This is a genomic window from Streptomyces scopuliridis (assembly GCF_042790125.1).
GTDB classification, from domain to species: domain Bacteria; phylum Actinomycetota; class Actinomycetes; order Streptomycetales; family Streptomycetaceae; genus Streptomyces; species Streptomyces scopuliridis_A.
In genome coordinates this window covers 55,626-81,340 of sequence record NZ_JBHTZS010000027.1, presented here as the reverse complement: position 1 = coordinate 81,340, position 25,715 = coordinate 55,626, and the positions used below count along the sequence as shown (strand labels likewise).

The 25,715-nt window shown below is 67.3% G+C and carries 24 protein-coding genes and 5 pseudogenes; 10 read left to right on the top strand and 19 right to left on the bottom strand.

Translation table 11 applies throughout. The features are described from left to right. Positions 1-4 precede the first annotated feature (4 nt). The 10 genes from ACFRKB_RS30675 to ACFRKB_RS30630 form a co-directional block, all read right to left on the bottom strand. Positions 5-712, bottom strand: a complete 708-nt coding sequence (locus ACFRKB_RS30675; protein WP_383109864.1) for a pentapeptide repeat-containing protein — start codon at positions 710-712, stop codon at positions 5-7. Further along, positions 709-1,356, bottom strand: a complete 648-nt coding sequence (locus tag ACFRKB_RS30670) for a DUF6445 family protein (RefSeq protein WP_383109863.1) — start codon at positions 1,354-1,356, stop codon at positions 709-711. Before ACFRKB_RS30670 ends, ACFRKB_RS30675 begins: the two co-directional genes overlap by 4 nt. A 2-nt stretch (positions 1,357-1,358) precedes the next feature. Continuing rightward, on the bottom strand, positions 1,359-1,943 hold the full coding sequence (locus ACFRKB_RS30665; protein WP_383109862.1) for a hypothetical protein: 585 nt from the start codon (positions 1,941-1,943) through the stop codon (positions 1,359-1,361). 34 nt (positions 1,944-1,977) lie between these two features. Next, complete coding sequence (locus ACFRKB_RS30660; RefSeq protein ID WP_383109861.1) at positions 1,978-2,586, bottom strand: O-methyltransferase; 609 nt, start codon at positions 2,584-2,586, stop codon at positions 1,978-1,980. Between the two features lie 29 nt (positions 2,587-2,615). Then, the gene (locus ACFRKB_RS30655; RefSeq protein ID WP_383109860.1) at positions 2,616-4,430 is read right to left on the bottom strand and encodes a M3 family metallopeptidase; all 1,815 of its coding nucleotides are present in this window, start codon (positions 4,428-4,430) and stop codon (positions 2,616-2,618) included. After that, a complete protein-coding gene (locus tag ACFRKB_RS30650; protein ID WP_383109859.1) occupies positions 4,421-6,199 on the bottom strand; it encodes a M3 family metallopeptidase in 1,779 nt (592 codons plus the stop codon). The genes ACFRKB_RS30655 and ACFRKB_RS30650 overlap by 10 nt, the downstream gene beginning before the upstream one ends. Further along, positions 6,196-7,383 (bottom strand): outer membrane protein assembly factor BamB family protein, encoded by a 1,188-nt coding sequence (locus ACFRKB_RS30645; RefSeq protein ID WP_383109858.1) that lies wholly within the window; start codon positions 7,381-7,383, stop codon positions 6,196-6,198. The genes ACFRKB_RS30650 and ACFRKB_RS30645 overlap by 4 nt, the downstream gene beginning before the upstream one ends. Continuing rightward, on the bottom strand, positions 7,370-8,581 hold the full coding sequence (locus ACFRKB_RS30640; protein WP_383109857.1) for a tetratricopeptide repeat protein: 1,212 nt from the start codon (positions 8,579-8,581) through the stop codon (positions 7,370-7,372). The genes ACFRKB_RS30645 and ACFRKB_RS30640 overlap by 14 nt, the downstream gene beginning before the upstream one ends. Before the next feature lie 74 nt (positions 8,582-8,655). Then, the gene (locus ACFRKB_RS30635; protein ID WP_383109856.1) at positions 8,656-8,811 is read right to left on the bottom strand and encodes a hypothetical protein; all 156 of its coding nucleotides are present in this window, start codon (positions 8,809-8,811) and stop codon (positions 8,656-8,658) included. Positions 8,812-10,491: 1,680 nt separating this feature from the next. Continuing rightward, complete coding sequence (locus ACFRKB_RS30630) at positions 10,492-11,802, bottom strand: glycosyltransferase family 4 protein (protein WP_383109855.1); 1,311 nt, start codon at positions 11,800-11,802, stop codon at positions 10,492-10,494. Positions 11,803-12,697: 895 nt separating this feature from the next. On the opposite strand from ACFRKB_RS30630, the gene ACFRKB_RS30625 reads away from it, so the two are divergent. Continuing rightward, positions 12,698-13,609, top strand: coding sequence for an aminoglycoside phosphotransferase family protein (locus tag ACFRKB_RS30625; protein WP_383109889.1), 912 nt, complete (start codon positions 12,698-12,700; stop codon positions 13,607-13,609). Between the two features lie 156 nt (positions 13,610-13,765). Beyond that, positions 13,766-13,966, top strand: a pseudogene (locus ACFRKB_RS30620) (Tn3 family transposase); the annotation flags it as partial. A 270-nt stretch (positions 13,967-14,236) separates the two neighbouring features. On the opposite strand, the gene ACFRKB_RS30615 reads toward ACFRKB_RS30620, so the two are convergent. Next, positions 14,237-15,160, bottom strand: a complete 924-nt coding sequence (locus ACFRKB_RS30615) for an NmrA family NAD(P)-binding protein (protein WP_383109888.1) — start codon at positions 15,158-15,160, stop codon at positions 14,237-14,239. 105 nt (positions 15,161-15,265) lie between these two features. On the opposite strand from ACFRKB_RS30615, the gene ACFRKB_RS30610 reads away from it, so the two are divergent. The 6 genes and pseudogenes from ACFRKB_RS30610 to ACFRKB_RS30585 all read left to right on the top strand — a co-directional run. Beyond that, complete coding sequence (locus ACFRKB_RS30610) at positions 15,266-15,829, top strand: TetR/AcrR family transcriptional regulator (protein ID WP_383109887.1); 564 nt, start codon at positions 15,266-15,268, stop codon at positions 15,827-15,829. A 293-nt stretch (positions 15,830-16,122) separates the two neighbouring features. Then, positions 16,123-16,500, top strand: a pseudogene (locus tag ACFRKB_RS30605) (recombinase family protein); the annotation flags it as partial. Positions 16,501-16,607: 107 nt separating this feature from the next. Continuing rightward, entirely contained in the window at positions 16,608-17,030 is a 423-nt protein-coding gene (locus tag ACFRKB_RS30600; RefSeq protein WP_383109854.1) for a resolvase, read from the top strand. A gap of 248 nt (positions 17,031-17,278) precedes the next feature. After that, positions 17,279-18,049 (top strand): sigma-70 family RNA polymerase sigma factor, encoded by a 771-nt coding sequence (locus ACFRKB_RS30595; protein WP_383109853.1) that lies wholly within the window; start codon positions 17,279-17,281, stop codon positions 18,047-18,049. Between the two features lies 1 nt (position 18,050). Beyond that, on the top strand, positions 18,051-18,290 hold the full coding sequence (locus ACFRKB_RS30590; protein WP_383109852.1) for a hypothetical protein: 240 nt from the start codon (positions 18,051-18,053) through the stop codon (positions 18,288-18,290). Between the two features lie 168 nt (positions 18,291-18,458). Continuing rightward, positions 18,459-18,727 (top strand): annotated as a pseudogene (locus tag ACFRKB_RS30585) (Tn3 family transposase); the annotation flags it as partial. Between the two features lie 71 nt (positions 18,728-18,798). Here ACFRKB_RS30585 and ACFRKB_RS30580 read toward each other — a convergent pair. Both ACFRKB_RS30580 and ACFRKB_RS30575 read right to left on the bottom strand, forming a co-directional pair. Continuing rightward, entirely contained in the window at positions 18,799-19,434 is a 636-nt protein-coding gene (locus ACFRKB_RS30580) for a LysE family translocator (RefSeq protein ID WP_383109851.1), read from the bottom strand. A 97-nt stretch (positions 19,435-19,531) separates the two neighbouring features. Beyond that, a complete protein-coding gene (locus ACFRKB_RS30575) occupies positions 19,532-20,002 on the bottom strand; it encodes an aminoacyl-tRNA deacylase (protein ID WP_352088426.1) in 471 nt (156 codons plus the stop codon). A gap of 125 nt (positions 20,003-20,127) precedes the next feature. Here ACFRKB_RS30575 and ACFRKB_RS30570 point away from each other — a divergent pair, with 125 nt between their 5' ends. Then, the gene (locus tag ACFRKB_RS30570; protein ID WP_383109850.1) at positions 20,128-21,228 is read left to right on the top strand and encodes an ArsR/SmtB family transcription factor; all 1,101 of its coding nucleotides are present in this window, start codon (positions 20,128-20,130) and stop codon (positions 21,226-21,228) included. Positions 21,229-21,291: 63 nt separating this feature from the next. Then, positions 21,292-21,837, top strand: a pseudogene (locus ACFRKB_RS30565) (IS630 family transposase); the annotation flags it as partial. A 232-nt stretch (positions 21,838-22,069) separates the two neighbouring features. Here ACFRKB_RS30565 and ACFRKB_RS30560 read toward each other — a convergent pair. The 6 genes and pseudogenes from ACFRKB_RS30560 to ACFRKB_RS30535 all read right to left on the bottom strand — a co-directional run. Next, positions 22,070-22,327 (bottom strand): annotated as a pseudogene (locus ACFRKB_RS30560) (transposase); the annotation flags it as partial. 37 nt (positions 22,328-22,364) lie between these two features. Further along, positions 22,365-22,949 (bottom strand): DinB family protein, encoded by a 585-nt coding sequence (locus ACFRKB_RS30555; protein WP_383109849.1) that lies wholly within the window; start codon positions 22,947-22,949, stop codon positions 22,365-22,367. 157 nt (positions 22,950-23,106) lie between these two features. Continuing rightward, positions 23,107-23,924, bottom strand: a protein-coding gene (locus ACFRKB_RS30550) for an IS5 family transposase (protein WP_383109848.1) whose coding sequence is annotated in 2 segments (ribosomal slippage) — positions 23,107-23,582 and positions 23,582-23,924 — 819 coding nt in all. Because the reading frame shifts where the segments join, the coding sequence is not laid out codon by codon here. Between the two features lie 415 nt (positions 23,925-24,339). Beyond that, entirely contained in the window at positions 24,340-24,468 is a 129-nt protein-coding gene (locus tag ACFRKB_RS30545) for a hypothetical protein (protein ID WP_383109847.1), read from the bottom strand. Further along, positions 24,465-24,731 (bottom strand): hypothetical protein, encoded by a 267-nt coding sequence (locus ACFRKB_RS30540; protein WP_383109846.1) that lies wholly within the window; start codon positions 24,729-24,731, stop codon positions 24,465-24,467. Before ACFRKB_RS30540 ends, ACFRKB_RS30545 begins: the two co-directional genes overlap by 4 nt. A 99-nt stretch (positions 24,732-24,830) precedes the next feature. Continuing rightward, entirely contained in the window at positions 24,831-25,667 is an 837-nt protein-coding gene (locus ACFRKB_RS30535; RefSeq protein ID WP_383109845.1) for an oxidoreductase, read from the bottom strand. Positions 25,668-25,715: the final 48 nt, after the last annotated feature.

Genomic DNA, 25,715 nt, shown 5'->3' with positions numbered 1-25,715 from the left:
GTCATCATTCCGGCACCACCTTTGCGTTGAGGAAGTCGGCCCGGTCGACGTCGAGGCCCTGGGTGAATGCCATCGATACGTCGACGTTCCAGAGGTAGGCGCCCCACAGGTCGGCGCCGCGCATCGCGGTGCGGACGCAGAGCGAACCCCGCATGTCCGCGTGGCGGAGGTCGGCGCGGCACAGCGAGCTCTCGGTGAGGTCCGCCTCCTTCAGGCTCGCGCTGAAGAGGCTGGCCGCGGTCAAGTCGGCACCGGTCAGGTTCGCGTGGGAGAGATCGGCCTTCTCCAGGTCGGCTCCGGCGAGGTCTGCCTCGGACAGGTCGGCCGAGCCCAGCCGGGCGGCCTGGAGCGAGGCGCCCCGCAGCGGTGCGCCGCGCAGATCCGCCCCTGCCGCGCCGGCCCGCAGCAGGCGCCACCCGTCGATGATCCACCGTGTGTGCGGCTCGGTGTCCGGCCGCTTGACCAGCACGAGCGTCTGGAGCGTGCCTTCGATACGGGCCACGTCCGCCGCTGTGCGGGCGGTGCGACCGCTGTCCAGCGCTTCTCGTACCACCCTTGACGTCCCGTGCACTGCCAGTACCACCGGATCGACGGGGACCAGGAAGAAGTCCTGTGTCCCGGCGCCCGGAGCACAGGCGTGCACGGCGAGGTCGACGAGCTGTCGGGGCGGTGCTTCGGACGGCGGCGCCTCCTTCGGCGATGGCGTACTCATGCCGCCGTCATCTCGTGCGCGACCGTACCCAGCGGCGGCAGTTCGTTGACGAAGAAGATGTGCGTCAGGCGCGCTGTCTCCGCGCGGTCACCGCAGCCGCCCATCGGCGCGTGGTAGTGCTCGCTGCCCCGGAACAGGATGAGCCGGTTGTACACCGGGCCTATCCGGGCGATCTGCTCCCACTTCGACAGATCGGCCTTGTCCGGGCGGATGACCTGGTCGTCGAACTCGGAGGAATCCGCGTAGCCCATGGCGCGTGCTTCGCGGTCTGTCGGCGGCGACGACCGGCCGGTGGCCCGGTGGCGGAAGAACGCGGTGCCCGAGCTCATGGGGGCGTCCGGTGTGAGGTAGACCATTCCCGCCCAGTCGGCGGCCACATCGGCGTGCACGATCGCTGAGCGTCCGGAGCTCTCGGTGATGTAGCGGAAGCCGCCCCAGGTGAACCGGTCCCGGTCGACATTCAGCTTGGCGCCGATCAGTGCGGTGAATACCTGCTCCAGTGAGCGTGACCCGATGACAAGCTGGCTGGCGAAGCCGGGGTAGTCGGTCGGCTCGATATTGGCGAAGCGTGAGGTGAGTGCCTTGGCCCGTACCGCTTCGGGGTTGGCGTAGAAGTCGTCGACGATGATGACCTTGCTTGACACGACTACCGCCCTCCGTCCGGTTCGTTGAAGAGGAACAGCTGGGCGATGCGGTCTTCCACGGGGCCGCGGTCGGTACCGCGGACCGTGTACCGGTGGGCCATCGCTCCTTGGAACAGCACCATCCGATTGAATGTCAGCGGCACGTAGGTGGTCTCCTCCCAGTGGCCGGAGTGGGGGTTGGCGCCGGCAGCCGGGCCGCCGCCGGCGCCAGGTGTCAAAGCGGCGGCTGCGGGACGGCAGAACTCGACTCCGCCGGAGAACTGGCCCTTCGGCAGCGCGAGGTACACCAGAGCAGCCCACTGGCTGTCATAGGTGTGCGGATCCGCCCCCTCCCCCTCCCTCTCCCTCTTCTCGTCGGCACCGACGTAGGTGAGGCGGCTGGTCAGCTCCGGTAACGGAATATCGGCATACCCGAGGAGCGCGGCGATCCGCGTGCTCATCTCGGCATCGGGGACCACCACGCCGCGGTCGCTGCGCGCACGTGCCGGCGTGCCGTCGGGCATGGCTGGAGCGTTGGCGAGCGCCCGTTCACGCTGCGCATACGGATCTCGGTAGAAGTCGTCGACGACTTCGATCGTTTTTCGCATATCAGCGCCTCTCCTGGCCGGTGGTAGGTATCCCTCATCGCTTGTAACTGACCATCAGGCCGCTGTCGGTGCCGATGAACGCGGACAGCATCCGCGGACTGCGGGCGGTGGCCCGGTTGTACGCGTTGATGGCGCGGACCGCGCCGGCTCCGTCGTCGCCCGGGGACTCGCTGCTGAAGTCGCCGTCGGCGAATGCGTCGTCGGCCACGAGTATTCCGCCGTGGCGCAGTAGTGGATAGCAGAGCTTGAGATAGGTGGGGTAGGACACCTTGTCCGCGTCGATGAACACCATGTCCAGGCTCTCCGGAGCCAGAGCGGTGAGGTGGTCTGCCGCGGGGCCGGCGATGACCTCCACGCTGTCGCTCACGCCGGCTTTCTTCAGGTTGTCCCGCGCCAGAGCCGCCAGGCCGGCATCGATCTCCAGGCTCACGAGGCGGCCACCGGGAGGCAGACCGCGGGCGATGTGGATCGCCGAGTAGCCGAAGTATGTACCGATCTCGACCACCTGCCGCGGGCGCTGCAGCGTCGTCAGCAGCTGAAGTACCCGCGCCGCGTTGTCGTCGATCTGCATCGGCCGCAGGCCGTTGGTGAGGAGGGATTCGCGCAGGATACGGTCGAGCAGTTCCTCGCGAGGAGGGAACACAGCCCGCACGTAACGTGTTGGAGGCGGCACTATTCAGCCTTCCCTTCTCCTGTCACCGCGCCTTTTGCCGCCGGGCGCGGCCGGCCTTCGTAGAACGCGAAAATAGCGGCGCTGTCGGGCTCGACACTGGGCCGGTCGAACTCGAAACATGGGGCGAACATCTCCCAGAGAGCCGCTGGTTCACCGGCATCCTCGACGGCGGTGCCGAGGAACGGTGCGAACAGCTGCGCGCTTGTGCTGGCGCCCCAGAGGTAGGCGAAGTTGGCACCCGGATTGGCCCGGAACATGGGCCAGGTGAAATAAGGGGGGAAGTCGCCGAGCGTGCAGTGCGCACCGATGCCGTACTGCTCGTCAAGTCGCCGGAAAGCGCCCTCGATTCCACCCTCCGGCCTGCGGTGCAGCTCGAAATCCAGTGCCGCGGTGACGGCCCGGTCCACGTGTGAGCGCCGGTACTCCAGCCGTTTGACGTCCTGGCACAGCTGCAGGCCGTCCAGCTCGGCCGGCGACAGGTCCAGGTGATCGGCGAACTGGGAGTGGTACACCCATTTCTCGAACCACATGCTCAGATCTTCCAGTCGCTCCAGCGGCAAGTACTCCAATCCGGACTGTGTGGGCAGCCGTTTGCGAATGAGCAGGTGGTTGACCGCGTGCCCGAACTCGTGGAAGAGGCTGTGCACGTTCTGGAAGGTGATGCGGTTCGAACCGTCTTCAGCCCTGTGGAACCGGCAGGACACATAGGCGACGGGCCGCTGCACGATGCCGTGCCACTGGGTGCGGTTTCGGATTCCCTTCGTGGTGTTCGCGGTACGGCGCCGGGAATCGGTCTGCCACAGATCCAGGTTCACGTGGCCGATGAGACGCCCGTCAAGCTCTACGTCGAAGGCGAGTACGTGAGAGTTCGACCGGGCGGGCGCTTCGGTGAACGTCAGACCGAACAGTGTCTTTGCCACGTGCCGGATGAATGACAGACAGCCCTCCACCGGGAACAGTGGGACGACCCGGCCCGCCTGGAGAGTGCGCACGTAGTGGCCGAAGTGGTCCATGGCGTTGTCCGGGGCACCCGTTGCGGCGAGGACCTCGGAGTCGAGGCGCTCCTGGTGTTCCAGGGAACCGATCAGATACTGCTCGACGAGACGCCAGGCCGCCTCCTCGGAGACCCGGCAGCGGCGTAGCGTGACCGCCAGCGCCGAGTGGGCACCTTGCTCGCGGCTTTCGCCGCGGCGCGCATCGACCATGCGGTCGACCACCGAGGTGAGTTCGCCCAGCCGGCGGTCGCGTGTCGCGCGCCACACCCGGCCCAGTTTGGTGCGGGTCGCGGCGCTGTTGGTGGAGCTGGCGAGTTTGTAGAAGGTGGCGTTCGGGTTGGCCCGGCTGGTGCTGCCCATGCGCTGCAACAGCACGGCGCCGTCGTGCCGGACCCCGTCGAGAATGTCCTTGGCCTCGACGAGCAGCTGCTCATCCACGCCGTCGTTCTTGTGTCCGGGCGCGGCCGCGAGCTTGGCGCGCAGGTGGGCGATGTAGGCGGTGCGCGCCTCCTCGGTCTCCGGGTGGGCGCAGCGCAGCGCCAGGAGCCGGTCGTGCAGCGCCGCGTCGGCCTCCGCGTCCTGGTGGAACGCGTTGCGCCAGGGCAGCAGTCGCTCGTAATTGACGTGTGCCTCGTTCGATTCCAGGTACAGGAAGATGTATGCGACGTTGTTGTAGATCGCGCAGATCTCGACGAAGGCGTCCTCGCTCAGGTCGTCCGGCTCCAGCAAGGCACGCAGCCGCGTCATCATCGCGTCCAGTGCCGCATCGGTCTGGTCGAGGCTCTCGTAGTCAGGAACGACGGGCAGGTCTACAGGCATGGCTCACCATCTGCGTCGTAGAACAGGAACAGGGGGTCGAGCTCGGGCGTCCGGCTGGGGGCGTCCGGGTCGAGGCACGGTCTGAGGCTCCGGTCGGCCCGCGCCCGTCTCGCAGCGCAGTCGCCCCGGCCGGTGCCCAGCCACGGCTCGAAGGCCTGCGCACCGAACGCAGCTCCCCAGAGATAGGCGAAATTCGCGCCGGGGTATGCCCGGCACAGTGGTGACAGCAGGTAGCCGGCGACCGTCTCCAGGCGGCACAGGTCACCGAGCCGGAAGCGTGTGCCGAGTCGGCGGAAGGAGGTGGCGAGGCCGCCGGAGTGCTGACGGTGGACGTCGAAGTCGAGGGCGGCGACGACCGCCCGGTCGAGGTTCGCGTTGAGGAACTCCAGCCGCTTGATGCGGGCGCAGATACGCAGTGCGGCCGCGTCGTCGGCGGAGAGTGCCAGATGCTCGGCGAGCCGCGGATGGTATGCCCACTTCTCGAACCAGGTACTCAGGTCCTCGATGCGCTCAAGTGGCAGGTAGTCCAGTCCGGTTTCGCTGGGGGTGTGCCGCCGAAGGAGCCAGTGGTTCATGACGTGCCCGAACTCGTGCAGCATGCTGTGCAGGCTCTCGAAGGAGACGGTCCGGCCGCCGCGGGCGTCGTACTGGTAGCGGCACAGGACACGCGCTTCGGGGAGCGTTGCCGACAACTCCGCGCGCCGGTCCGGGGCATCGCCACGTGCGGCCCCGGACCGGCCGCGGGTGGTGCGACGCGGCGTTTCCATCAGGTCGAAGGAGGCGACGCCGATCGCCTGTCCGTCGGCGGTTGCGAGGACGACGCGTTCGTCCGGCCGATCCCCGGCATATGGAGTCAGTGTGATGCCGAAGACATCGCGGGTGATGGCGGCCAGGTAGTCCAGGCAGCCGTCGAGGGGGAAGGACGGCAGCGCGGCACCGCCGGTGAGCGTGCGCGCGTAGGCGCCGAAGTGGGCCAGCGGATGGTCCGTCGCGCCGGTCGTTGCCCGGATGCGCGTCGCGAGACGGCCGGTGCTGTCCACCGCACGTTCCACATACGCGTCGATGAACGCTGAGGCCCGGGCTTCGTCCAGGCCTGACCGATCCAGGGTGCGGCCGAGCACGCTTGACGCACCCTCAGCACGCGCCTGTTCACGGCGGAGCCTGACGACGGCGTCGAGCTGCTCCAGCACCGGGCCGGCATGGCGGGCCCGCTGTGCCTCCCAGGCGCGCACGAGCTTGTCGCGGGTGGACAGCTTTGTCGTCGTGCTCACCGCCCGGTAGAACACGGTGGCGGGTGCGGCCCCGTGGGTGCGCAGCCCCAGGCGTTGCAGCAGAGCCGCCTGGGCGTGGTCGATGTGCTGGAGAGCGTCACGGGCCTGCCGATACATGGCGGCCACCTCCGCCGTCGCGGTCTCCTCCCGGACCCTGGCTCGGCCGCGCAGCCAATGGAGCAGGTCGCGCCGGGTCCGCTCGGCTGTGTCCTCCTTGCACACCGAGCCTTCCAGCAGCACCAGCAGGGCCGCGTCGGCCTCCGGGCCGGCAAGCAGCCGCTGCCGGCTGGAGCGCAGTGCGTGGGCGGGCCCGAAGTGGCGCTGGTTGCCCTCGGTATACGTGAGCAAGTGCGCGGCGTTCGCGGACAGGAGCGCGAGCTCCTCCACATCGGCGTCCTCGAGCCGGCTTTGCGCGGCCAGTTGTCCGAACCGGGCCGCCGTGCGGGCCAGGGCCGCGCGGGCGGGATCGATGTCATCGGTGAACAGGCCGGCTGTCATGTCGGATCCTGCCGGGGACGGAACCGGAAACGGTAGGCCATCCCGGAGTAGGAGCCGCAGTACATGTTTCCGTCGGGCGCCACGACCGGAGTGATGTCGAGCGCCGGGTCATGGCCGGGGAGACCCAGTAGCTGGCTGGTCTCCCACAGAAACCGGCCGTCGCGGCCGAGGCCGACGACGTTGCCCCGTGCTGTCGTCACCGCGAAGTCCCCGCTCGGGGTGACGGTGTATGACGAGTGATCTCGTGGCGCGGCGCCGGGCACGCGCCAGCACACCTCGTGCGTGCGCACATCGATCCCGAAGCCGACGCCGTCCTGGGTGCCAACGGCGAGGACGGTGCCGGACAGCGCGGGACTGCCCACCACTTTGCCCCCGAGCACCACGGCGCCGCGCTCCTGGCCTGTGCGGCTGTCAAGGAACGTGCAGCGGCCGTCCACGGTCACCACGACGAGTGCGCCTTCGCTGTGGACGGCCACCAACGACGCCCGGACGCTGGCACCCAGATCCCGGCACCACCGCTGCGTGCCCTCGGGGGTCAGGCACACCACGTGCTCGGCACATGCGACGGCCACGTCTGCGGTGTCGAGTGTCGCCGGGCTCGCGTACGGGTCCCGGTGGGCGGCCGAGCCGCCCCACTGTGCGTGCCACGGGCGCGGCAGCTCCCGGTCGAACACCTTCGCGCCGGTGTCGAGGCTCAGCCCGACGCACCTGCTGCCGAACGCGGCGATCACGAGCACATCCGTGCCGGGCACAGTGGTGGGGGTGGCATACACCGGTGCGTCCACGTTGGCCGACCAACGGGTGCGGCCGCGCAGGTCCAGTGACCGTACAAGGCCGCTGGTCGTTGCGACGACGACAGCCTGCCTCGCCGGGTCGACCACCGGGGAGGCGTACACCGCGTTGTCGAGCCGACGCTCCCAGTACAGCTTTTCCAGACTGCTGTCGAAGAGGCGGACGCGGCCGTCGTAGGTGGCGAAGACGGCGCCGAGAGGGGCCACCGCGACAGGTGTGGCACAGACCGGCACGGAGACCTGTTGTCCGTCCTTGCGTGGGTGCGTGAAATGGCGGTGACCGCACACGACGGGCTCGTCGTCCCACCGGAACGTGCTGTCGGTGGGTTTCCGCAGTTCGAGCACCGCTTTCCTCGGGTCGTGGCGAAACGCGGGTGCGTCAGTGGGCGGCATGAGACTCGATCTCCAGGAGGCCACGCTCAAAGGCCGTCGCCGACGGGTGTGCGAGGCGGCGGGCCAGATTGAGGCCCTCCGTCATGACCTGACGGCTGTACGGGGCGAAGCCTGCCAGCGTCTCGAAATGGGCCATGGCGCCGGACAGGTCCTCACATCGTTCACGGCATGTCGCCGCCTTCAGGAGATGGTGCGCGACGTAGGGAGGGCCGGCTGCGGCGGCCTGTTCGTACAGCCGGGCGGCATCCTCCATCCGTTTCGACTGCACGTAGACATCTGCGAGTTCTCCATAGCTGACCGACCAGACCGGGTCCAATGCGATGAGTGCCCGACCCGCCTCTTCGGCCGCATCCACGTCCCGTTGAACGTAGAGATACTCCTTCACCGAAGATTCGTAGTAGGTCTTTATCGCATTTAAATCAGCAGCCCGGGACTCGCTGCCGGTACACATGTCCGCGGCCTCTCGGGCCTGATTCATATAGTGGCGAGTGGCCGCAGCATCCCCGCTCGCCGCGGGAAGCATGGCGACACCCCGGTACCACGACGACAAGGTGCCGGGCTCGACCCGGTCCGGGATTTCTGAAAGTGAGGTCCCGAGTTCCCGCCATCTTTCGAAGTCCGCGGTCGGCAACTCGCGGCGCTTCACGTACCACACGACTGCCTGGGTGCATGCGTCCAGCACCCGGCTGGCCGGCACTTCACCCGTGATAACCGCCGTGCGCATCCTCTCAAAAGCGGCCGGGGAGCCGGCGCCGCCTTCGCAGCGGTTGGATACGGCAAACTCCAGCCAGCCGATCTCGAAATCCTCCCGGGGGGTCGTCTGGCGTTCGGAAAGGATGGCGAGTACATTCCGCACGAGTTCAAACCGCGAGATACTGATCAAGGCAGACGCTGCGTTCAGCAGCTCGACCACCGTGTGCTCCGACGCCTGGTCGAGCATCGCGCCCAGTCTGACCAGCGCTTCCGTCCGGCGATCTGCGAGCCTGGCAAGCGGCTCGATTCGGGTACCTTCCAGCAGAGCGATTTCGTGGAGCACCGCAGGCTCAAACACCTGGGTGAACGCATAGCCAAACTGAAACCAATCGCATGAGTCGAAGGACTCGACGCATGCCCGGGAGAAAATGTCGGCACGGTATTCAGTGGGACTGCAGCTGAGGCCGATCATGGTATCGTGAAATGAGTTGCGTTTAAACTCCATCTAGAGGCTGTTCCAATCTCAGAAGAAGTGAGACGCCAGGAAGAGGACCGAAAGTCCTCTTCCTGGCGCCATGATCATGCCGAGTCGCTGATCTTCAGCATTTCGTCGAGCTCGTTGTCGAGCGCATTTCCGAAGTCGATTTCATCGACGTCGGATTCAGCCTCGAAGAATATCTCCGCGCTGACGAACGGGAAGAAGGCGGGTTCCTTCTTAAACATCTGATCATCCATCTCTGGCATCTCCTTCTCTGTGGTCGGTGACTCCAGTCCTACAGTCAGCAGGCTGACATACTCCGGTGGCTGCGGGCAATACCGCAAACGATGTGAACAAGTGGTCGCCACGAGGTTTAGCGCTTCGCTATTCGGTCCTTCAGGGGCAAGTTCACCGCTGCAATTAAGTCAGATTCCCCGGCCCCCGGCTGATCATGGCCGATTGTGCAACGTTCTCAAGACCGGCCAAGGCGGCGGGTTTCTCGATCTTCCAGCGCCGGCGGCCGAGCGGTTCGCCTGATCCGGTCACCGCGCGCGGCGCGCGGTCGTCGATGCGTGGGCAGATGCCGCACCCGCGGTGCCGGCCGCCGCGGCCGGTGCCCAACCGGTCAACCTTGACTCGCCGCCTCACAGTTGAATCCGTCCCGGGCCGGCACGGAACCTGTTGATCCGAAATGCCGGTGATTCCGGGCTGTTGTGTTGTGTGTGAGTGAGCTGGTGGCGGGCGCGGTGTGTTTGTCGCTGTGGGTGCGGGTGGCGTTGGGGCTGCGGGCGGTGGCGGTGCTGGAGAGGGCGGGGCGGTCGGGGCGGGGCGGTGGAGCGGGGCGGTGGGGCGGGGCGGTGGTGTTCGGGGCGGTCGGGGCGTGGCGGGGCGGTGGGGCGTGGCTGTGGTGTTCGGGGGGTCGTTGAAGGCGGTGGGCAGTTGGTGGGCGGAGTGGCGGGCCGGCGGGAGGGATGTGTTTGTTGCCGGGCCGGAGGGCCGTCCGGTGGGTGTGTTCCTGGTTCTGGGCCGGGCTTTGGGTGGGTGGCGTGGTGCGGCAGGTGGTGCCCGGTCATTGTTCGTGCGGTGCGGCCGCCGGCCGGAGAGTTGTGGGTGTGTCGTGCGGTCGGTGGGCTGGTCGGGGAGCTCTGCCGGGTGCGGCCGGCCGGACGGGGTGTGGGCGTGTGTCTGGAGCGGTGGGGGTTTTCTTCCGGCGGCGCGGCGGCGCGGCGGACGGGCCGTGCGACGGGATGCGGGATGGAAGATGGGGGCATGGTGGCCTGCCGGCGCGGGCGGAGCCGGGCCGGTGATCCGTGCCGGGGCGGCGGCGCCGGTATCCGGTTCGCGGGCCCCGGCGGCGGGCTCTTCTTCGCGGGCCCCGGCGGCGGGCTCTTCTTCGCGGGCCCCGGCGGCGGGCTCTTCTTCGTGGGCCGGGCCTGGCCGGTATGCGTTCCGGCCCGGCCCGTGGACGGGCCCGGGGGTGCCAGGGGCGGGACTCCGGTCGTGCGGTGGTGCGGCAGCCGGTTCCCGGTGAACGCGACGTCCGCGGTCAACGCCGAAGGCCGGGGGCACTTCGTGGTCTTCGCCGGGGGCTTCGGCTCCGCCGTGTTGTGCCGCTTCCCGGCCCGTCCGGCCGGACACTTCGGCCACGAGGTCCCTCCGGTGGCCGGCGGGCACGTTGCGTACCGCCCGGAGAAGGCCCGGGACCACCTGGCCCGTCACGCCGGTGAGACCGGCCCGTACCGCCTGCCGCCGTACCCGCCCGGACCGGACCCCGACGAGCCCGTCAACGCTGACCTGAAACACAGCTCCCCCAAAGCCACCGGGCCCGCAACCAGGCCCAACTCGCCGCCGAGATGCGCCGCTTCCTCCACGGCCCCCACGTCCGCTACACCCTCAGCAAGAACCCCTCGATCGAGTTTCTGATCAATACGTCATACTCAGGAAATTTGCTCGCAGCCTTCACCAGAATATTGCCCTCCTTCCAGGAGCAGCATGATGGTCGCCATAAAATTCTTCGACATAATGTATTCTTCTTGAATCAGCTTGACGCCGGCAGCCGCAATTTCAGACTTTCGCGTTTCAGGAAGCGACAGAATCTCCCGCATAGTCCGGGCAACGTCGTCGACGCCCAACTCCGTAACAAACCCGTCGACCCCGTCGCGCACCTGACCGGGCAGTCCGCCCACGTTTGAGACGAGAATAAGCGCGCTGCCATACGATCGGACCTCCATAGGGATCAGTCCTGCCGCTTCATGACGCGACAGAACCGCCACAATGTCGGTGTTGTCCCATTGCATCAGCTGCTTGGGAAAGACAAGGTCAAGGCCGAACAGCAACGTGATGTTGGGCTGCTGCAGCTTCTTCAGCTCGGCCACGATCGGGTAATCCATCGACCAGGCGGCGACCTGAAGAACGAAATGGCAATCCAGGTCGGCCAGCTCCGCCGCGGCCCGCATGAAGATGTCGAATCCCTTGATGTGCACACCGCGGCCGAACATGAAGACGATCCGTTTGTCCGCAGGAATCCCTCTCTGTTCCACAGCCTGACGGATCTCGTCCTGCGGATAAGCGGGGACCGCATTCTCCGATATACCGTTCAACAGGGGAATGAGTTTGTCGTCCTGAACACCGTAGTCACGCCCAAGATGCTCTCTCATGTACGGGTTCAGGTACCCGGCAAAAAATCCGGGCGTGGCATTGATACTCTCCACCGCGGCCAGCTCGAATTCTATACGCTTGGTATCGTAGGCGCCGCGTTCCTCAATCAGTGAAGTGTTGTGCGGAATCCATACCGCGCGAAGGTCGACGTCAAAGTCCACATGCCTCTTGAGGATGGCCGGCATCATCGCGAACGGAGTACAGGCAGCAACAACGATGGCATCGTCAGGGGCAAAGTCTTTCAGTACCTGATAAGCAAGCAGCGCCGCCGTCGGCGAAGTGATGGACCAGTTTTCGATGTCACCATACTGATTAAATCCATCCGAGACATTGAAGCATTCAAGCACGTCCCCGCCGGTCGACCGGCAGATACGACGAATTTTCTCCAGCTGGGCGGGACTGTAACCGCAGTTCGACGGGGCGGACCAGGGCGTAATAGCCCACACCCGGATCTCGTACTCCGCCTCGAGTTCGTCCCGCAATCGGTCAATGCCTCTGAAGTAACCGTCGATTGCCGTGCCAACGCCCGCATACAGGCTGGATATCCCGTCGTGCGCACACACGATGATTCCCAGTTTCCTCTTGTCCATCTTTCCTCCGATGCAATGTGCGCCGAGCTGCGAGGATAAATGAGCGGGTGCCGGCCGAAGACATGGTCGAGCCGCATGAGGCATTCGTGGCGCGACGTTGTCGCTGCATTCGTCAATCGATCGGCGAGAATCCCTCCCCAAAGAAATCCACGGACGGACCACAGGCAGGATAAGACGCATGAACGGAAAGCGAACAACCGCGCGTGAAACAAGGACGGCGAAAAACGCTTGGGGCGGGAGTTACCAAAGTTACGATGCCGGTTCAGAGAGTGTCAAGAGGGCCTTGATCGCCGCATTGACCGCTGCATATTTCAAGCCAATATGCTGTCTCAAAAAAGGCGTTTAAGTCTTGGCTTCGACATTGCATAACGGCTCGCCAGCTCAAGCGATGGGCTATTTCGGCGCATTGGGCGGGGGGTGGGCGTCATGAAGGCCCGATTACCGCGCCGGGGGGCTCCGAGTTCCACCGAGATTGATCCCCAGGAGCAGACACCAGTTTTATACGGCGAGCGACAACATATCCACTGTTCGAACTCGATCGGTGCGAGTGGGCGCTTCGTGGGGTGATGCCCCTTTCCACGTGATGCAGGGGGCAGGGGTACCGGCCGCGGCGCCGTCCACCGCTCCCTGGCGAAATCGCCGGACAGCCCACCGCGCGGCGCCCCAACCCCTGCGACCGGTCCGCGCTTGCGCCGGTATGCCGTACGACAACAGGGAGATGATCCGGCGGCCCGGTACCGGGCGAGGTGCACGGCACCGGACGACCCCGAGTTGCCGCCCGGTGCGGTCACCGGGCCGGCCGAGCCGGATCACGGCCCGGCGCGTCGCGTAACGTCACTTCTGTCGATATGCGTGTGCATGAAGGCAGTCCGGGGTGCAAGCTGCCTGGGTGAACATGGAAGAGGCCGGCGCGCGGTTGGCGGGCCGGTTCGGCCCCGAGGCCGAGGGCTGGCCCGCTGAGGTTCCGGACCTCGCCGCGCGGCGGGCCGCGCGGCGGGGTTTCGTACTCGGTGAGCTGTTCGAGAGCGGAGCCTCCTCTGTCGTCCTGCGCTGCCAATGGCCTGACGGAACGCCGACGGTGCTCAAACTCAGCCCGGATCGGGCCCTGCTGACCCAGCAGGCGGAGATGCTGCGCGTGTTCGCGCCCTCAGGCCGGGTGCCGGCCGTACTGTCTGCCGACGCGGACGCCGGAGCGATGGTGCTGGAGGAGGTCCTGCCCGGCACCGCGGCCGAGGACATGCCGCAGACGTCACTGCCGCAGCAGTGGGGAGAGCTGCTTGCCGCACTGCACGCCGTGGCCCCACCCGCGCACTGGCCACTGGATCTGCGCGGTCGGTGTGACGAGGCCTTCGTCCGGATCGGCCGGCGGCTGTCCGAGCCGGCCATCGGCGCACGGATCGACGTGGCCGCGTGGCAGCGGGCGATACGACGCTGTGCGACGCTCCTGGACAGTCAGGCCAGACTCGTGTTGCTCCACGGCGATCTGCACCTCGGCAACGTCCTGGACGGCGGCCCGTCGCGCGGTCTGATCGCGATCGACCCCAAGGCATGCACAGGCGACCCGTGCTTCGACGCCGTCGACTACGTGATGGCCGGCGCCGGACACGAGGGTGTCGAGGCCCGTTGCCAGCGAGTGGCGGCCGCGTGCGGACTCGACGGGGACCGGCTGTATGCCTGGAGCCACGTAACCGCACCCATGGCAGCCATCGCGCACCTCACCAATGACGGTCCAGAGCCGGCGATCGACGAACTACTCGCCCTGTCCCGCCGATCCCACGCGAACATCAGTTCATACCGGTCACAATGACCCCGGCCCTCGTCAGCCACGAGTCATGCCGCCCGGCCGCATCGCCCCCACCGGGCACACCGGCGCCGAGAGCTCTGCCCACGCCGTGACGGGCGGCCGGGCAGCGACTCCCCCGAGCCGTACATCATCGAGGGCCTGCTCAAGAACGCGTCCGAGGTGAAGCAGACCACCGTGCACGCGGATACCCAGGGTCAGTCCCAGCCGGTGTTCGCGCTCGCGCACCTCTTGGGCTTCGACCTGATGCCCAGGATCAGGAACTGGAAGGGCATGACCTTCTACCGGCCGTCGAAGCAGACGGAGTACGTGCACATCGACGCCCTGTTCGGCGAGGTGGGCAAGAACGTCATCGACTTCGACCTGATCGACTTGCAGTTCCGCCACCTGATGCGGGTGGCCGTCTCCGTACGTGAGGGCGCCCGCGGCCGACTTCGGTCCCGCTGCCTGAGAGGCCGGGTCCGGGTCGGCATCATGATGTCCATGGACGATGTGCGCGACGTCCTAGCGCAAGGGGTAGAAGCCCTCGGTGGCCGGCATCTACCGGGCGCTGGCCGAGCACGCCAAGCGCGAGGCTTACCCCGAAGCCGTCGAGCAGGCGCACGGCGACACGCTGACGTCATACCTCCCTGCTCAGGCGGCGGTCCGCAGGTGTTCGTGCGCCCACTCTTCGAAGCTGGTCAGGTCGATACCCAGCGCACGAGCGAACTGTGGCCGGGCCGGCTGGCCGACAACCTCCATGAACTCGTGCGTGGCACCCATGTCTCCCATTCCGGCGGCGCGGGCCTGTTCCTCGGTCATGTCCGGGGCCGTCAGCGGGACGCCCACGGCGCGGGAGAGGATCTCGGCGATTTCGGTCATGGTCAGGTAATCGCTGGTGAGCTCCAGTTCCACTCGGTGGAAGTCGGCGGGGGCGGACATGGCAGCCGCCGCGGCTCGGCCCACGTCTTTGGCTGCTACGAGTGCCAGGTGCGTGCCCGGTTTGACGACGGTGACCAGACCACCTTCGACGCCGCGGGGGAAGTAGAACCGCATGGACGGCTCGAAGTTCTCCATGAAGAACGACGGCTTGAGCAACGTCCAGTAGGGGAAGTCGAGTTCGCGCAGCCGGTCCTGGATCGCAGCCTTCGTGCCGAGCGGGGCTTCCATCACCGCCCACCGTCCTTCGGCCCAGCCCGGGGCCTCGACATGCTGTCCCACGCCGCTGGTGGAGGACTGGACGAACTGCTCCACACCGGCGGCCCGCGCAGTCGTCATGAGGTTGTCCGCCTGGCTGACCTCGCCGGCGAAGTCGAACCCCTGCTCGGTGTATGCGGGCATCTGCACGGAGAAGACGGCCCGCACGCCGTCCATGGCCGCCTCAAGGGTCGCAGGTTCGGTGAGATCGCCCACGAACAGGCTGGCGCCGAGTTCTTCGACGGCCCGTGCACGCGGCGTGCTCGGGTCGCGCACCAGGGCGCGCACCGGTGTTCCCTGCGCGAGCAGGGCGCGGGCGGTGGCACCGCCTTGGCGGCCAGTGGCACCGGCGACGAGAACCGGTGTTGCGGCAGTGGTCATGTGTACATCTCCTCAATGGTCACGCACACTACAAACGGTGGGGCCCGCCGTTTCGTGTTCGCTACAATACGGCGGGGCCCGCCACTTATCAATGTTGGGGAGATCATGACCGGCCAGCGCTCGGACGCCCGCCGCAACTACACGCACATCCTCGCCGTGGCCGAGGCCGAGGTGGCGACCCAAGGAGCCCAGGCATCCCTGGAGCAGATCGCCCGCATCGCAGGCGTCGGATCAGCCACCGTGCGGCGCCACTTCCCCACCCGCAAAGCCCTGCTCGAAGCCGTCTTCAAACAGCGCGTCCATGACCTGTGCGATCGCGCTCATACGCTCTGCGGCGAGCACGACAGCCGCTCCGCGCTGGTGGAATGGCTGCGCGAGCTGCTCGCCTACTCGCTCGCCGCACGTGGTCTGGCAGACGTCCTCTCCTACCAGCCCCTCCAGGACGAGGCCACCCAGGACTCCTGTGCGGCGGCCATCGGTGAGGCCGGCGCCTTGCTGCTACGCAAGGCCATTGACGACCAGACTGTCCGGGCGGACATCACCATCGACGATCTGCTCATACTGATCGTCGGAATCGCCCTGGCCACCGAGAATTACACCGACCCGGCGATGCAGGCGGACCGCGCCTTCCGGGTCGCCGTCGCAGGCTTCGGTGCCAACGGCACCTGAGCACTCATATACGACCGTCACAGCCCTGGCTCAGCGCGTCAACCAACCCACGAAGCTGGTACCCGGGCCCGGTCCGACAGCGGGGGACCGGCTCGTGACCGCGGACCACCTGTCGGCAAACGAACGAATGACGACAGGTGCGGCGGACGTCCAATGAACCCTGATTTTCCGGGGCCGATGGCGGCGCGGATCCAATCAGATCCGATGACGGCTGATGACAGGGTTTGCTGACAGCTAGGGTCGAATGCGGCCACCATCACGGGGAGCGGCATGGCCAACCTCTCTACAAGCGGGTGTCGACCGACCAGCAGTCGACCGACCGTCAGAACCTCGTCCTCGACGAGGCCGGGATCGAGGACCCGGTCGCCTTCGAGGAGCAGGCCGGTACCTCCAGCCGCCTCCACCCGCTTGAGCGACCGAAGTTCGGCGAACTGCTCACCTACGCGCGGCCGGGCGACACCGTGCACATCTCCGAGATGTTCCGCCTCGTACGCGGCACCGGGCACATCCTCGACGTGCTCGACGTCCTGCACCGCGACCAGGTGGCGCTGCGTATCCACGACGGCGCGTTCTCCGCGATGGACCTCACCGCCCGCCACCCGCGCACCGGCGAACTGCTGTCCACCGTGAAGTTCATGGTGCAGACCCTCGCCGCCGCCGGCGAACTCCAGCGCGACCTCCAGCGCGAACTGACCTACGATGGGCTGCGGGCCGCCGAGGCCAAGGGCAACAAGGGCGGGCGCCGCCCCGCCGCCCCGGCCGCGCGAAGACCGACGCCGTGCGCACCGCATACCTGGAAGGCCGGTCCATCGCCGCCCTCGCCCGCGACCACGACGTCAGCCGCGGCGCCATCCGCACCGCCGTCGCCGACCTCCTGCCCGAGCACACGGCCGCCGACCCGGGCACCCCGGCCCCGGAACTGCCGGTCGCCCTCGACATGCTGGGCAAGGTCGCCGACTTCCTCCGAGCCACCGACCTGGAACCCGCCGAGCGCACCACGCTCGACCAGGGCGTGACCGTACGGCGCGGCCAGGGCCACACCCTGCGCGTCACCGCCGTCCCCACGATCCACCGCCGACTCCCCGACCTCTGCCAGCCCCTCGACGGCACCCCGGGCACCTCGGTGATTCCGGCACAGCGCAAGGCCCACCGCGAGTACGAGAACCGCATCAACAGTCTCGCGGCTCGCACCGGGCGTTGAGTGGACCCATCAAGATCAAGTACTGGCGGTCTCGTCGTATTCGTGTCCGTGGCGACAAGTGGAGCGGTTGGTCATGGCCCGAGTGTGCCAGGAACCAGGTGCGCACCCGACGATGATCGTTCTCGCCGGTAGTTCCTACACCTCAACTACTTCACATCCGCCGCTGTGCCAAGCCGCGCCCGTCTTCAAGATCATTCCATGGCCCCTTTTGGGCTTACCTCGGCGCTACCCCGGAAAGGGGGACGAGCGTGTGGGTAACTGACTGGACGAGCCAGGCCGCGTGCAGGACCAGAAACCCTGGCGAGCTGAGTACCGAAGAACTGGCGCAGGGTCGAGAGAAGGCGGTCTGCACCGGCTGTTCCGTGCGCACGGAATGCCTTGCCGATGCACTCGACAACCGTGTTGTGTTCGGCGTATGGGGTGGGATGACGGAGCGGGAGCGCCGTGCGCTCCTCCGTAGACGCCCCACTGTGGTGTCGTGGGCCACGCTGCTGAAGAACGCGCGGCTGGAGTACGAACGTTCTGTCGGTGTGCGCCCGGGGCCCAGTTTCGATGAAGAATTTGAGGCGTTGTTCCGCGAGTACTTCGTTCGGTTGGTGGGTTTCCTCATCAAGGCTGGTGCCCGACAGCCGGACGCGGAGGACTCTGTCCAATCCGCTTTCGTTGAGCTCGCGGGTGTGTGGGACGCAGTGAGCCACCGGTCGGCCTGGTTGCGCACGACGGCCTATCGTAAGTGGCTACGACTGGTGCGCAAGAACCACATAGACGAGCTGGTCTTCTCCCTACCGGAGGATCCTGCGGACGACGCCACCAATGATGTGGTCGGCCGGTCTCAGATCATTCAACTGCTGCGGCAGTTGCCGCCAATGCAGCAGGCTGTGATGGCATTCGGGTTCGACGGATGTAGCCCGGCGGAGACCGCTGAGGCTATGGGGGTACCAGCTGACAATGTACGGCAGAACTTGCGCCGAGCTCGCTCAAACCTGTCTCGACTGATCGAGAAGAACGGGATGTTGTGACATGACCGCGTCCGAGCCGGAGTACACAGCCGAGATGGATCAGTTCGTGCGGGAGGGCCTCGCCGAGTTTCACGATGCTCTCGCCGCATCGATCGATATCGACGGAAAACTCGCCGAGGTTACCGACGAGGTGGCCAGAGTGGGTTCCGTCGACCGGCCAGTCGTAGACGCTTCGGCGCCAGGCATCGAGGAGTGCTCAGTGGGGAGCAAGTTGTACGCAGGCAACCGCCGTTCCGGATAAGGAGTGATGTCGGTCCGGACCAGCAAAACCCTCGTCGTGTGCCAGCGCATCACGCTGGCGCACGACACGCCCGGCGGGCCGTTGCTTCACACCATCCCAGCGGCTACTTGGAGTGAGCGAAACGTCGGCTCCTACATCCATGCGGCCGTGCTGGCCAAGTTCGGATAAGACCAGCTCGGCGCCGCTCGGCCTGGTCCTCAACGCCATCGTGCTCTGGACCACGAAGTACATCGACGCCGCCGTCGCCCAGCTCCGCGCCGAGGGCCACGACGCGCGGGGACGAGGACATCGCCCGCCTGTCCCCGCTCAAGCACCGCAACCTGAACCTCCTCGGCCGCTACAGCTTCACCGCTTCGACCCCGGCCGCCGGCGCCCTGCGCCCGCTGCGCGACCCGGACGCGCCGGAACTGGACGAAGACGACGGCACTGGAGACTGACAGGCAGGCGGCTGCGGGCGGAGCCGGGGCGCTCGCACCGCCGGACGCGCGGGGTGGACGTTGCAGCGGGGTCAGTGGCGGGTGGTGGCGACGGCGAGCCCGAGGCCGATCAGTGCGATGCCGCTCGCGCCGCCGATCATCGACAGGCGCCGGTCGGAGCCGGCGAACCAGGTTCGGGCCGCCGAGGCACCCAGGCCCCAGACGGTGTCGCAGACCAGGCCGATCCCGGCCGGGATCAGGCCAAGGGCCGTCATCTGCAACGGGATGTTCCCCGCGTCGTGGTTCACGAACTGTGGCAGGACCGCGGCGAAGAAGACCAGGCTCTTGGGGTTCGTGGCGCCCACCAGCAGGCCGTCCAGGACGGTGCGCAGATCACCGCGTCGTTCGCCCTCCCCTGTCGTCAGATCGGCGCGCAGCCGGCCACGGTGGCGGTACGCCTGGACGCCGAGGTAGACGAGGTACACGGCGCCGGCCAGCTTCACGGCGGTGAACACGGTGGTCGAGCTCTGGACCAGGGCGCCGACGCCGAGTGCGACGGCGAGGACGAGGGCGTAGCAGCCCAGGAGGTTGCCCAGGACGGTGGCGAGCGCGGTGCGGCGGCCGTGCGCGAGGGCGCGGCCGACGACGAACAGGACGCTCGGGCCGGGGATCGCGATCACGACGAGGGACATCGCGGCGAACGCGAGAAGGCTTTCCGTCTTCACCATGAGCTGGGACTTCCTAATCTGTGCCGCGCAACCGGCGAAGGGCGGTGCGGTGGTGTGAGCAGTGACGAGGGGAGGGCCCGGCGCGCAGGTGGGACGGCTACCGAGAGAGGGCGCCCACCTGGGCGCGGGGGAGGCGGGCCAGGTCGGCGGAGTTGATCTGGAGGGTGCGGTCGGCCGATCCGGCACCGCAGTAGACGGGCCGGCCTGGGTTGGCGACCGCGGCATCGATCAGGCACGGCACCCCGGGTCGGTGGCTGACCGGAGGCACGCCACCGGGCACCAGGCCCTCCGCAGCGAGCAGGCCGGCGTCCGCCGCGCGCAGCCGGGAACGACTAGTGCCCGAAAGAGCCGCCAGACGGGCGAAGTCCACCCGATCCTCCGCCCGCAGCACCACGAGCAACAGCGGGAAGTCCGACGTAGCGAAGGCGAGCGTCTTCACCGCCTGCGACCAGGGGAAAGGCAGGGCTTGGCGCTCGGCGACACTGTGCGCGGCGGCATGCTGGTGGACGGTGTACGGGCAGCCGTCAGAGTCCAGTACGGCCTGCCAGGGCGCTTCGGGCGTACTCATGGAGTCACCTGCAGCCTTTGCTCGAAACGGAGGGGAGTCGACCTGCGGCCGGACGGCGCGCGATCCGCTCCTGAGCCTGACCGGGACGACCGGTTCCGATCAACTGATTGTGAAATCCTGCAATCGTGATCACCCTGCGCTTCGCCGAGACGGCCGAGGAGGACATCGCCTTCTCCGTCTCCCCCCTGCTCGAAGCCGTCCACTCCTGGCACGTCCTCACCGACCCCGGCCACCACGCCCTGCACGTCCCCTGGGTCAGGCGGTGCCGCCGCCTGCCCGCCGCCCTGCGCCGGCGTATGCGCGGGCACGACTTCGTCGTGGCCGATTACATCCCCGCCTTCTTCGAGAGCCGCACCGGTGATCACGACGCCGACTTCGCGGACCAGCTCGCGGCCGTACGGGGCCTGCCGCCCGCTCTGCTGGCCGCCGAACTCGCCCGAACGCTCGTCGACACCACCCGCCACACCGGCGACGACCTCGTCGACGACCGCGCCACCCGCGACGCGGTACTCACCGAGTACCGCAACAGCGACCCAAGCCGGGCGGCACGCCTGGAGGGCATCCTCACCGACCCCCTCCCCGTCCTCGACGACGCGCTCACCGTGCTGGAGGACTACTGGGACGCCGCCTTCGCCCAGGAGTGGGAGCGCATCGAGCCCTCCTTGTACGAGTCGATCACCCGCTCAGGCGCCCGGATCGCCCACCACGGCCTGTTCCCGATGCTCCGCACCCTCGCTCCCCAGATCCGCGTGGACCCCGGCCGCCGGACCCTGCGCCTCGACCGTCCGCACGACCACGACATCTCCGTCACACGCGAACACCCCGTGACGTTCACCGCCAGCCACTACGTCTGGCCCCACGTCCGCGTCACCTGCGACGCCCCCTGGCCCCTGCGGATCACCTACCCCGCTCTGCCCCTCGCGCCCGCCTCGACCGCCCGCCCCGCCAGTCAGGAAGACACCCTCACCGCGCTCCGGGCTCTGGCCGCCGCCCCACGCCTGCGGATCGTCACCCACCTCGCCGCCCAGAGCCGCACCACGCAAGAACTCGCCTCTCTCCTCGGCCTGTCCCCCTCCGTCACCTCCCGCCACCTCCATCAGCTCACCCAGGCAGGACTCACCACCACCCAGCGCGAGGGCTACTACGTTCTCTACGCCCTCGCCCCTGCCCGCCTCGACCAGATTGCCACCGCCCTCATCGCCCTCGCCCCCAGGCCCGAGGACTGAACGAACGCTGTTGCAAGCCCCCGCGGGCATCGCCAGAAATAGGCCCTGTGCCGGCAAACGATGGCGCGCATCGTGCTGGCATGTGCCGGTGCTCATGTTCCACCGATTGTTGTGGTGGCGCGGGAGTTGCGGATCGCGGCGGACACGGTCCGCAAGTGGCGTCGCCGGTTTCTGGCCGGCCGGCTGGACGGGCTGGTGGACGAGCCCCGACCGGGCCGGCCGCCCACCATCAGTGTTGATCTGGTCGAGGCGGTCGTGGTCAGCACGCTGGAGGAGATCCCGAAGAACGCCACTCACTGGTCGCGTGCGTCGATGGCCGAGCGCAGTGGTCTGTCGAAGTCGACTGTGGGCAGGATCTGGCGGAAGTTCCAACTGAAGCCGCATCTGACCGACACCTTCACGCTGTCGACGGATCCGTTGTTCGTGGAGAAGGTCTACGACGTGGTGGGGCTGTATTTCAATCCGCCCGAAGGCGCGGTGGTGCTGTCGGTGGACGAGAAGTCCCAGATCCAGGCTCTGGACCGCTCCCAGCCCGTGCTGCCGATGATGCCGGGCATGCCCGAGCGCCGCACTCATGACTACGTCCGCAACGGTCTGACCACCCTGTTCGTTCGACCGGGGCGCGTCCGGCGGCGAGTACCCGGTTGGCGCCCTTCTGACTGGCGGTGAGCTTACGGGCGCGGTGGCCTTGAAGCCGGTGACGATCACGGGGTCGCCCAGATTCGGCCCCGTCAGCGATCCCCCCTTTGGCGCGAACGGAGGCCGCGTCGACGATCGCCGAGGTCCAATCCACCTCGCCCCGGACCCCGAGTTCGTCCAGCACCGCCCGGTGCAGCCGACGCCACAGGCCGGCCTCGGTCCATACCGTGAAGCGGCGATGCGCGGTGGCGGAGGACGTGCCGAACGTCGGCGGCAGCTGCCGCCACGCACAGCCGCTGGTCAGCACGTACACCACTGCGGTGAACACGGCCCGCTCGTCACGCGGAGCGGTCCCGCCACCTTGCGGTCGAGCCGCGAACGACGGCAGTAACGGGGCGACCAGCTCCCAGAGTGCATCAGGAACCGGACGCTTCGGCAGATCAGCACTCACGGCCGGCATCATGCCGCTCGAACATCAAGATGCGTGGGACAGCCTTCTACGCCTTGCCTGATGCGGCCGATCTGGCGGCCTGCTCGATCTTCGCGCAGTAGGCGGTGCGGGCGTCCTCATCGATCTGCATCTCGTGTTCGGGGCGCATCCCGGTTCGGCCGTCGACGCCTTCGCGCAGGATGTCGGCGTGCCCGGCATGCCGGTTGGTCTCGCCGAGGACGTGGACCAGGATGGCGAACAGGTTCGTGTTGCGATAAGGCTCCGGCCACCACGGCACGTGGCCGGGGGCATCGAGGGCAAGCTCGTCGATCGCCGCGTCTGAGTGTTCCCACGTGCGCCGGTAGGACTCGATGATCTGGTCGCGCGCCTCGTCCTCAGCCGCCCACAGATCGCTGCCGTCGTGGTCCTGCCACCGAGGCAGCGGTTGCGGGGACGGCCGGTCGAAGACCTCGCCGAAGTACCTGGCCTCGACGCTGGCCACGTGTTTGACCAGGCCGAGGAGGTTGGTCCCGGTCACTGTCAAAGGTCGACGGGCGTCGTACTCGGACAGGCCGTCGAGTTTCCAGAGCAGCGCCTTGCGGTCCCGCCGCAGTCTCCCGTGCAGGCTGTTCTTCGCGAATTCATCGATCATGCGGCATGAGCCTGCCATGGGCTACTCGTGGCCTCAAGATCCCGTACGTCGACCACCGCAACGACCGGCAGAGCCGAAGCCTGGCCATGGCCACCGCCCTGAGCTACTCAAGAAACTCGCGGAACTTGCCACGTGAGACAACCTCTAAGACGGTGTCCTATGTGGTGAGGCGGACAAGTCGTTTGTAGCAGCAGAGTGTGGCGGCGAGGCCGAGGAAGGCCAGGTAGTTGCGGGGTTGGCGCTCGTAGCGGTGGTTGAGGCGGCGGTAGCCGGTCAGCCAGGACATCGTGCGCTCGATCACCCACCTGTGGCGCCCTAATCGCTCGCTGGACTCGATTCCTTTTCGGGCGATGCGAACTCCGATACGTGTGCCGCGGAGCCATTTACGCAGGTCAGGAACGTCGTATGCCTTGTCGGCGTGGAGTTTGCGGGGCTTGTAGTTCCAGCCGTTTTGAGGGTCGTGTCTCGATTGGAGGCCGGCGACCATGGGCTTCAGCCCGAGGCTGTCGTGGGTGTTGGCCGCGGAGACGCCGACGACCAGGGGCAGTCCGTTCGCATCCGACAGGACGTGCATCTTCGAACCCGGTTTCCCCCGGTCCACGGGGCTCGGACCTGTGAGTTCGCCCCCTTTTTGGCCCGGACATGCGCGGAGTCGAGGACCACACGCGACAGGTCGATCAGCCCGCACTCATCGACACGGTCGATGACGGCCTCGTGCAGCCGTCCCCACACCCCGGCCCTGGACCAGATCACGAACCGCCGATGGGCCGTCGACTTCGATATCCCGAAGCACGGCGGCAACGCCCGCCAGGCACAACCACTCACCAGCACATAAATGATCGCGGCGAACAACGTCTCATCAGGCGTGTCCTGTGTCCCGCCACCCTGCGACCGGACTTTCGACGCAGGAATCAACGGCTCAGCGATCTCCCACAAGCCGTCCGGAACAATCCAACTCCACGTACCCCGCCCCATACACAGCCCAACGAGCCATCTCCACATAGGACACGGTCTAAGCCGTGAAGCATTGGCATCGGTCAGCCCTGCGCCGCACGGGCGACGTGTTCCCAGTCGGCCCAGGTTTGCAGACGGTCGGCGTACAGGTTCTTGACGTAGTCGACGGGCTGGCTGCCGAAAAGGACCCGCAGCGGTGGCCGGTCCGCTTCGACGATCTGCAGGAGAGCCCGGCCGGCAGCGGCAGGATCGGCGGGCCGCCTGGCCTTACGCGTGCCCTTATCTCCTCGTGGAGTTGCCTGTAGGCCGGGTTGGGCGCGGCCTGTACGGCGGAGTTGCCCGCCCAGTCGGTGTCGAAGCTTCCCGGCTCCACCACAGTGACCTTGATGCCCGCCCCCTGGACCTCTTGGGCGAGGGACTCGCTCTGGGCGCGCAACTACTGTTCGGTGAGTTCTTCGATCACGCCGAACAGGCCGTAATCAGCGTTGTTGACGACCACGTCGATACGGCCGAAGTGCTTGTACGCGACTGTGACGGCGCTGGTGACAGCCCCTCTGTCGGTCACGTCAAGGGGCAGCGGCAGGACGGCGTTGCCGTACCGAGGCCACGGGACGAGCCGGTGACGAACCAGACCTTGCTCATGGAGATCTCCGTTTCAAGGTTCTCGGGCGCGAAGGCGTACGCCGCACCGGAGGTGCTTGAGGCGACGCGCCCCGTCGTCCGCTCCGTGCGGCACATGTCAGCCATGGCGGCCGATGATGGTGTCGCGGGCACGAGGCCGGCCTCGCCCGCCGCGTGGTGCCGTCGCCACTCCGCAAGGGGCGCCATGGGCCAGGCACCGTGCTCGGCGACAAGTTCAGCGATGGCGCCGTTTGGGCGTGGGAAGCGGGTACATCGGGACCACCGAGCCAGGAAGGCCAACCGGGCTCAGTTGCGCGGGAGACCGGTGGCGCGTGAGATGAAGGCGTCGAAGGCGCGGTCAGGAAGGATGCGACGGAGGGTCATCATCGGGCGTGCACCGAAGCCAGTGGCGTAACGGGTCTTGGGACGGCGAACGGTTGTGGCTTTGACGATGGCATCCGCGATGACCTGGGGGGAGGACAGACGCTTGGCGTTGGCTTCGGAGGTAAGGGAATCGGCGACCGCATCGGCCTGTTTGACGTAGGCACCGTCGCTGGAGGCCTTGCGCAGGGCGTCGGCGGCGATGGCGCCCCATTCGGTCTTGATGCCACCGGGTTCGATGACGACGACGTCGATACCGAAGGGCTTGGCCTCCATGCGCAGGCAGTCGCTGAGGGCTTCGAGGGCGAACTTGGTGCCGTGGTACCAGCCGCCGAGGGGAGTGTGGATCTTCCCGCCCATGGAGGTGACGTTGATGATGGCGCCGGAGTGCTGGGCGCGCATGTGAGGCAGGGCGAGCTGGGCCAGACGCATGGCACCGAAGACGTTGACCTCGAACTGGTAGCGGGCCTCGCTGAGGGGGACGTCCTCGACTGCGCCGTAGGAGCCGTAGCCAGCGTTGTTTACCAGGACGTCGATGCGGCCGGTGTCGGCAATAATTCGGTCGACGCCCGCGCGCATGGAATCGTCGTCGGTGACATCCATGCCCAGGGGACGGATGCCGCGGTCGGCCAGCGTACGCAGGCGGTCGGTACGACGGGCGGCGGCGTAGACGGTGTAGCCCGCCGCGTGCAGCTTCAGGGCGGCGGCTTCACCAATGCCGGAGGAGGCGCCGGTGACGAGAGCGGTCTTGGTGGTGGTCATGATAGTTCCCAAAAGGTAAAATGAATGTTGGCTCACTTTTATAATGAG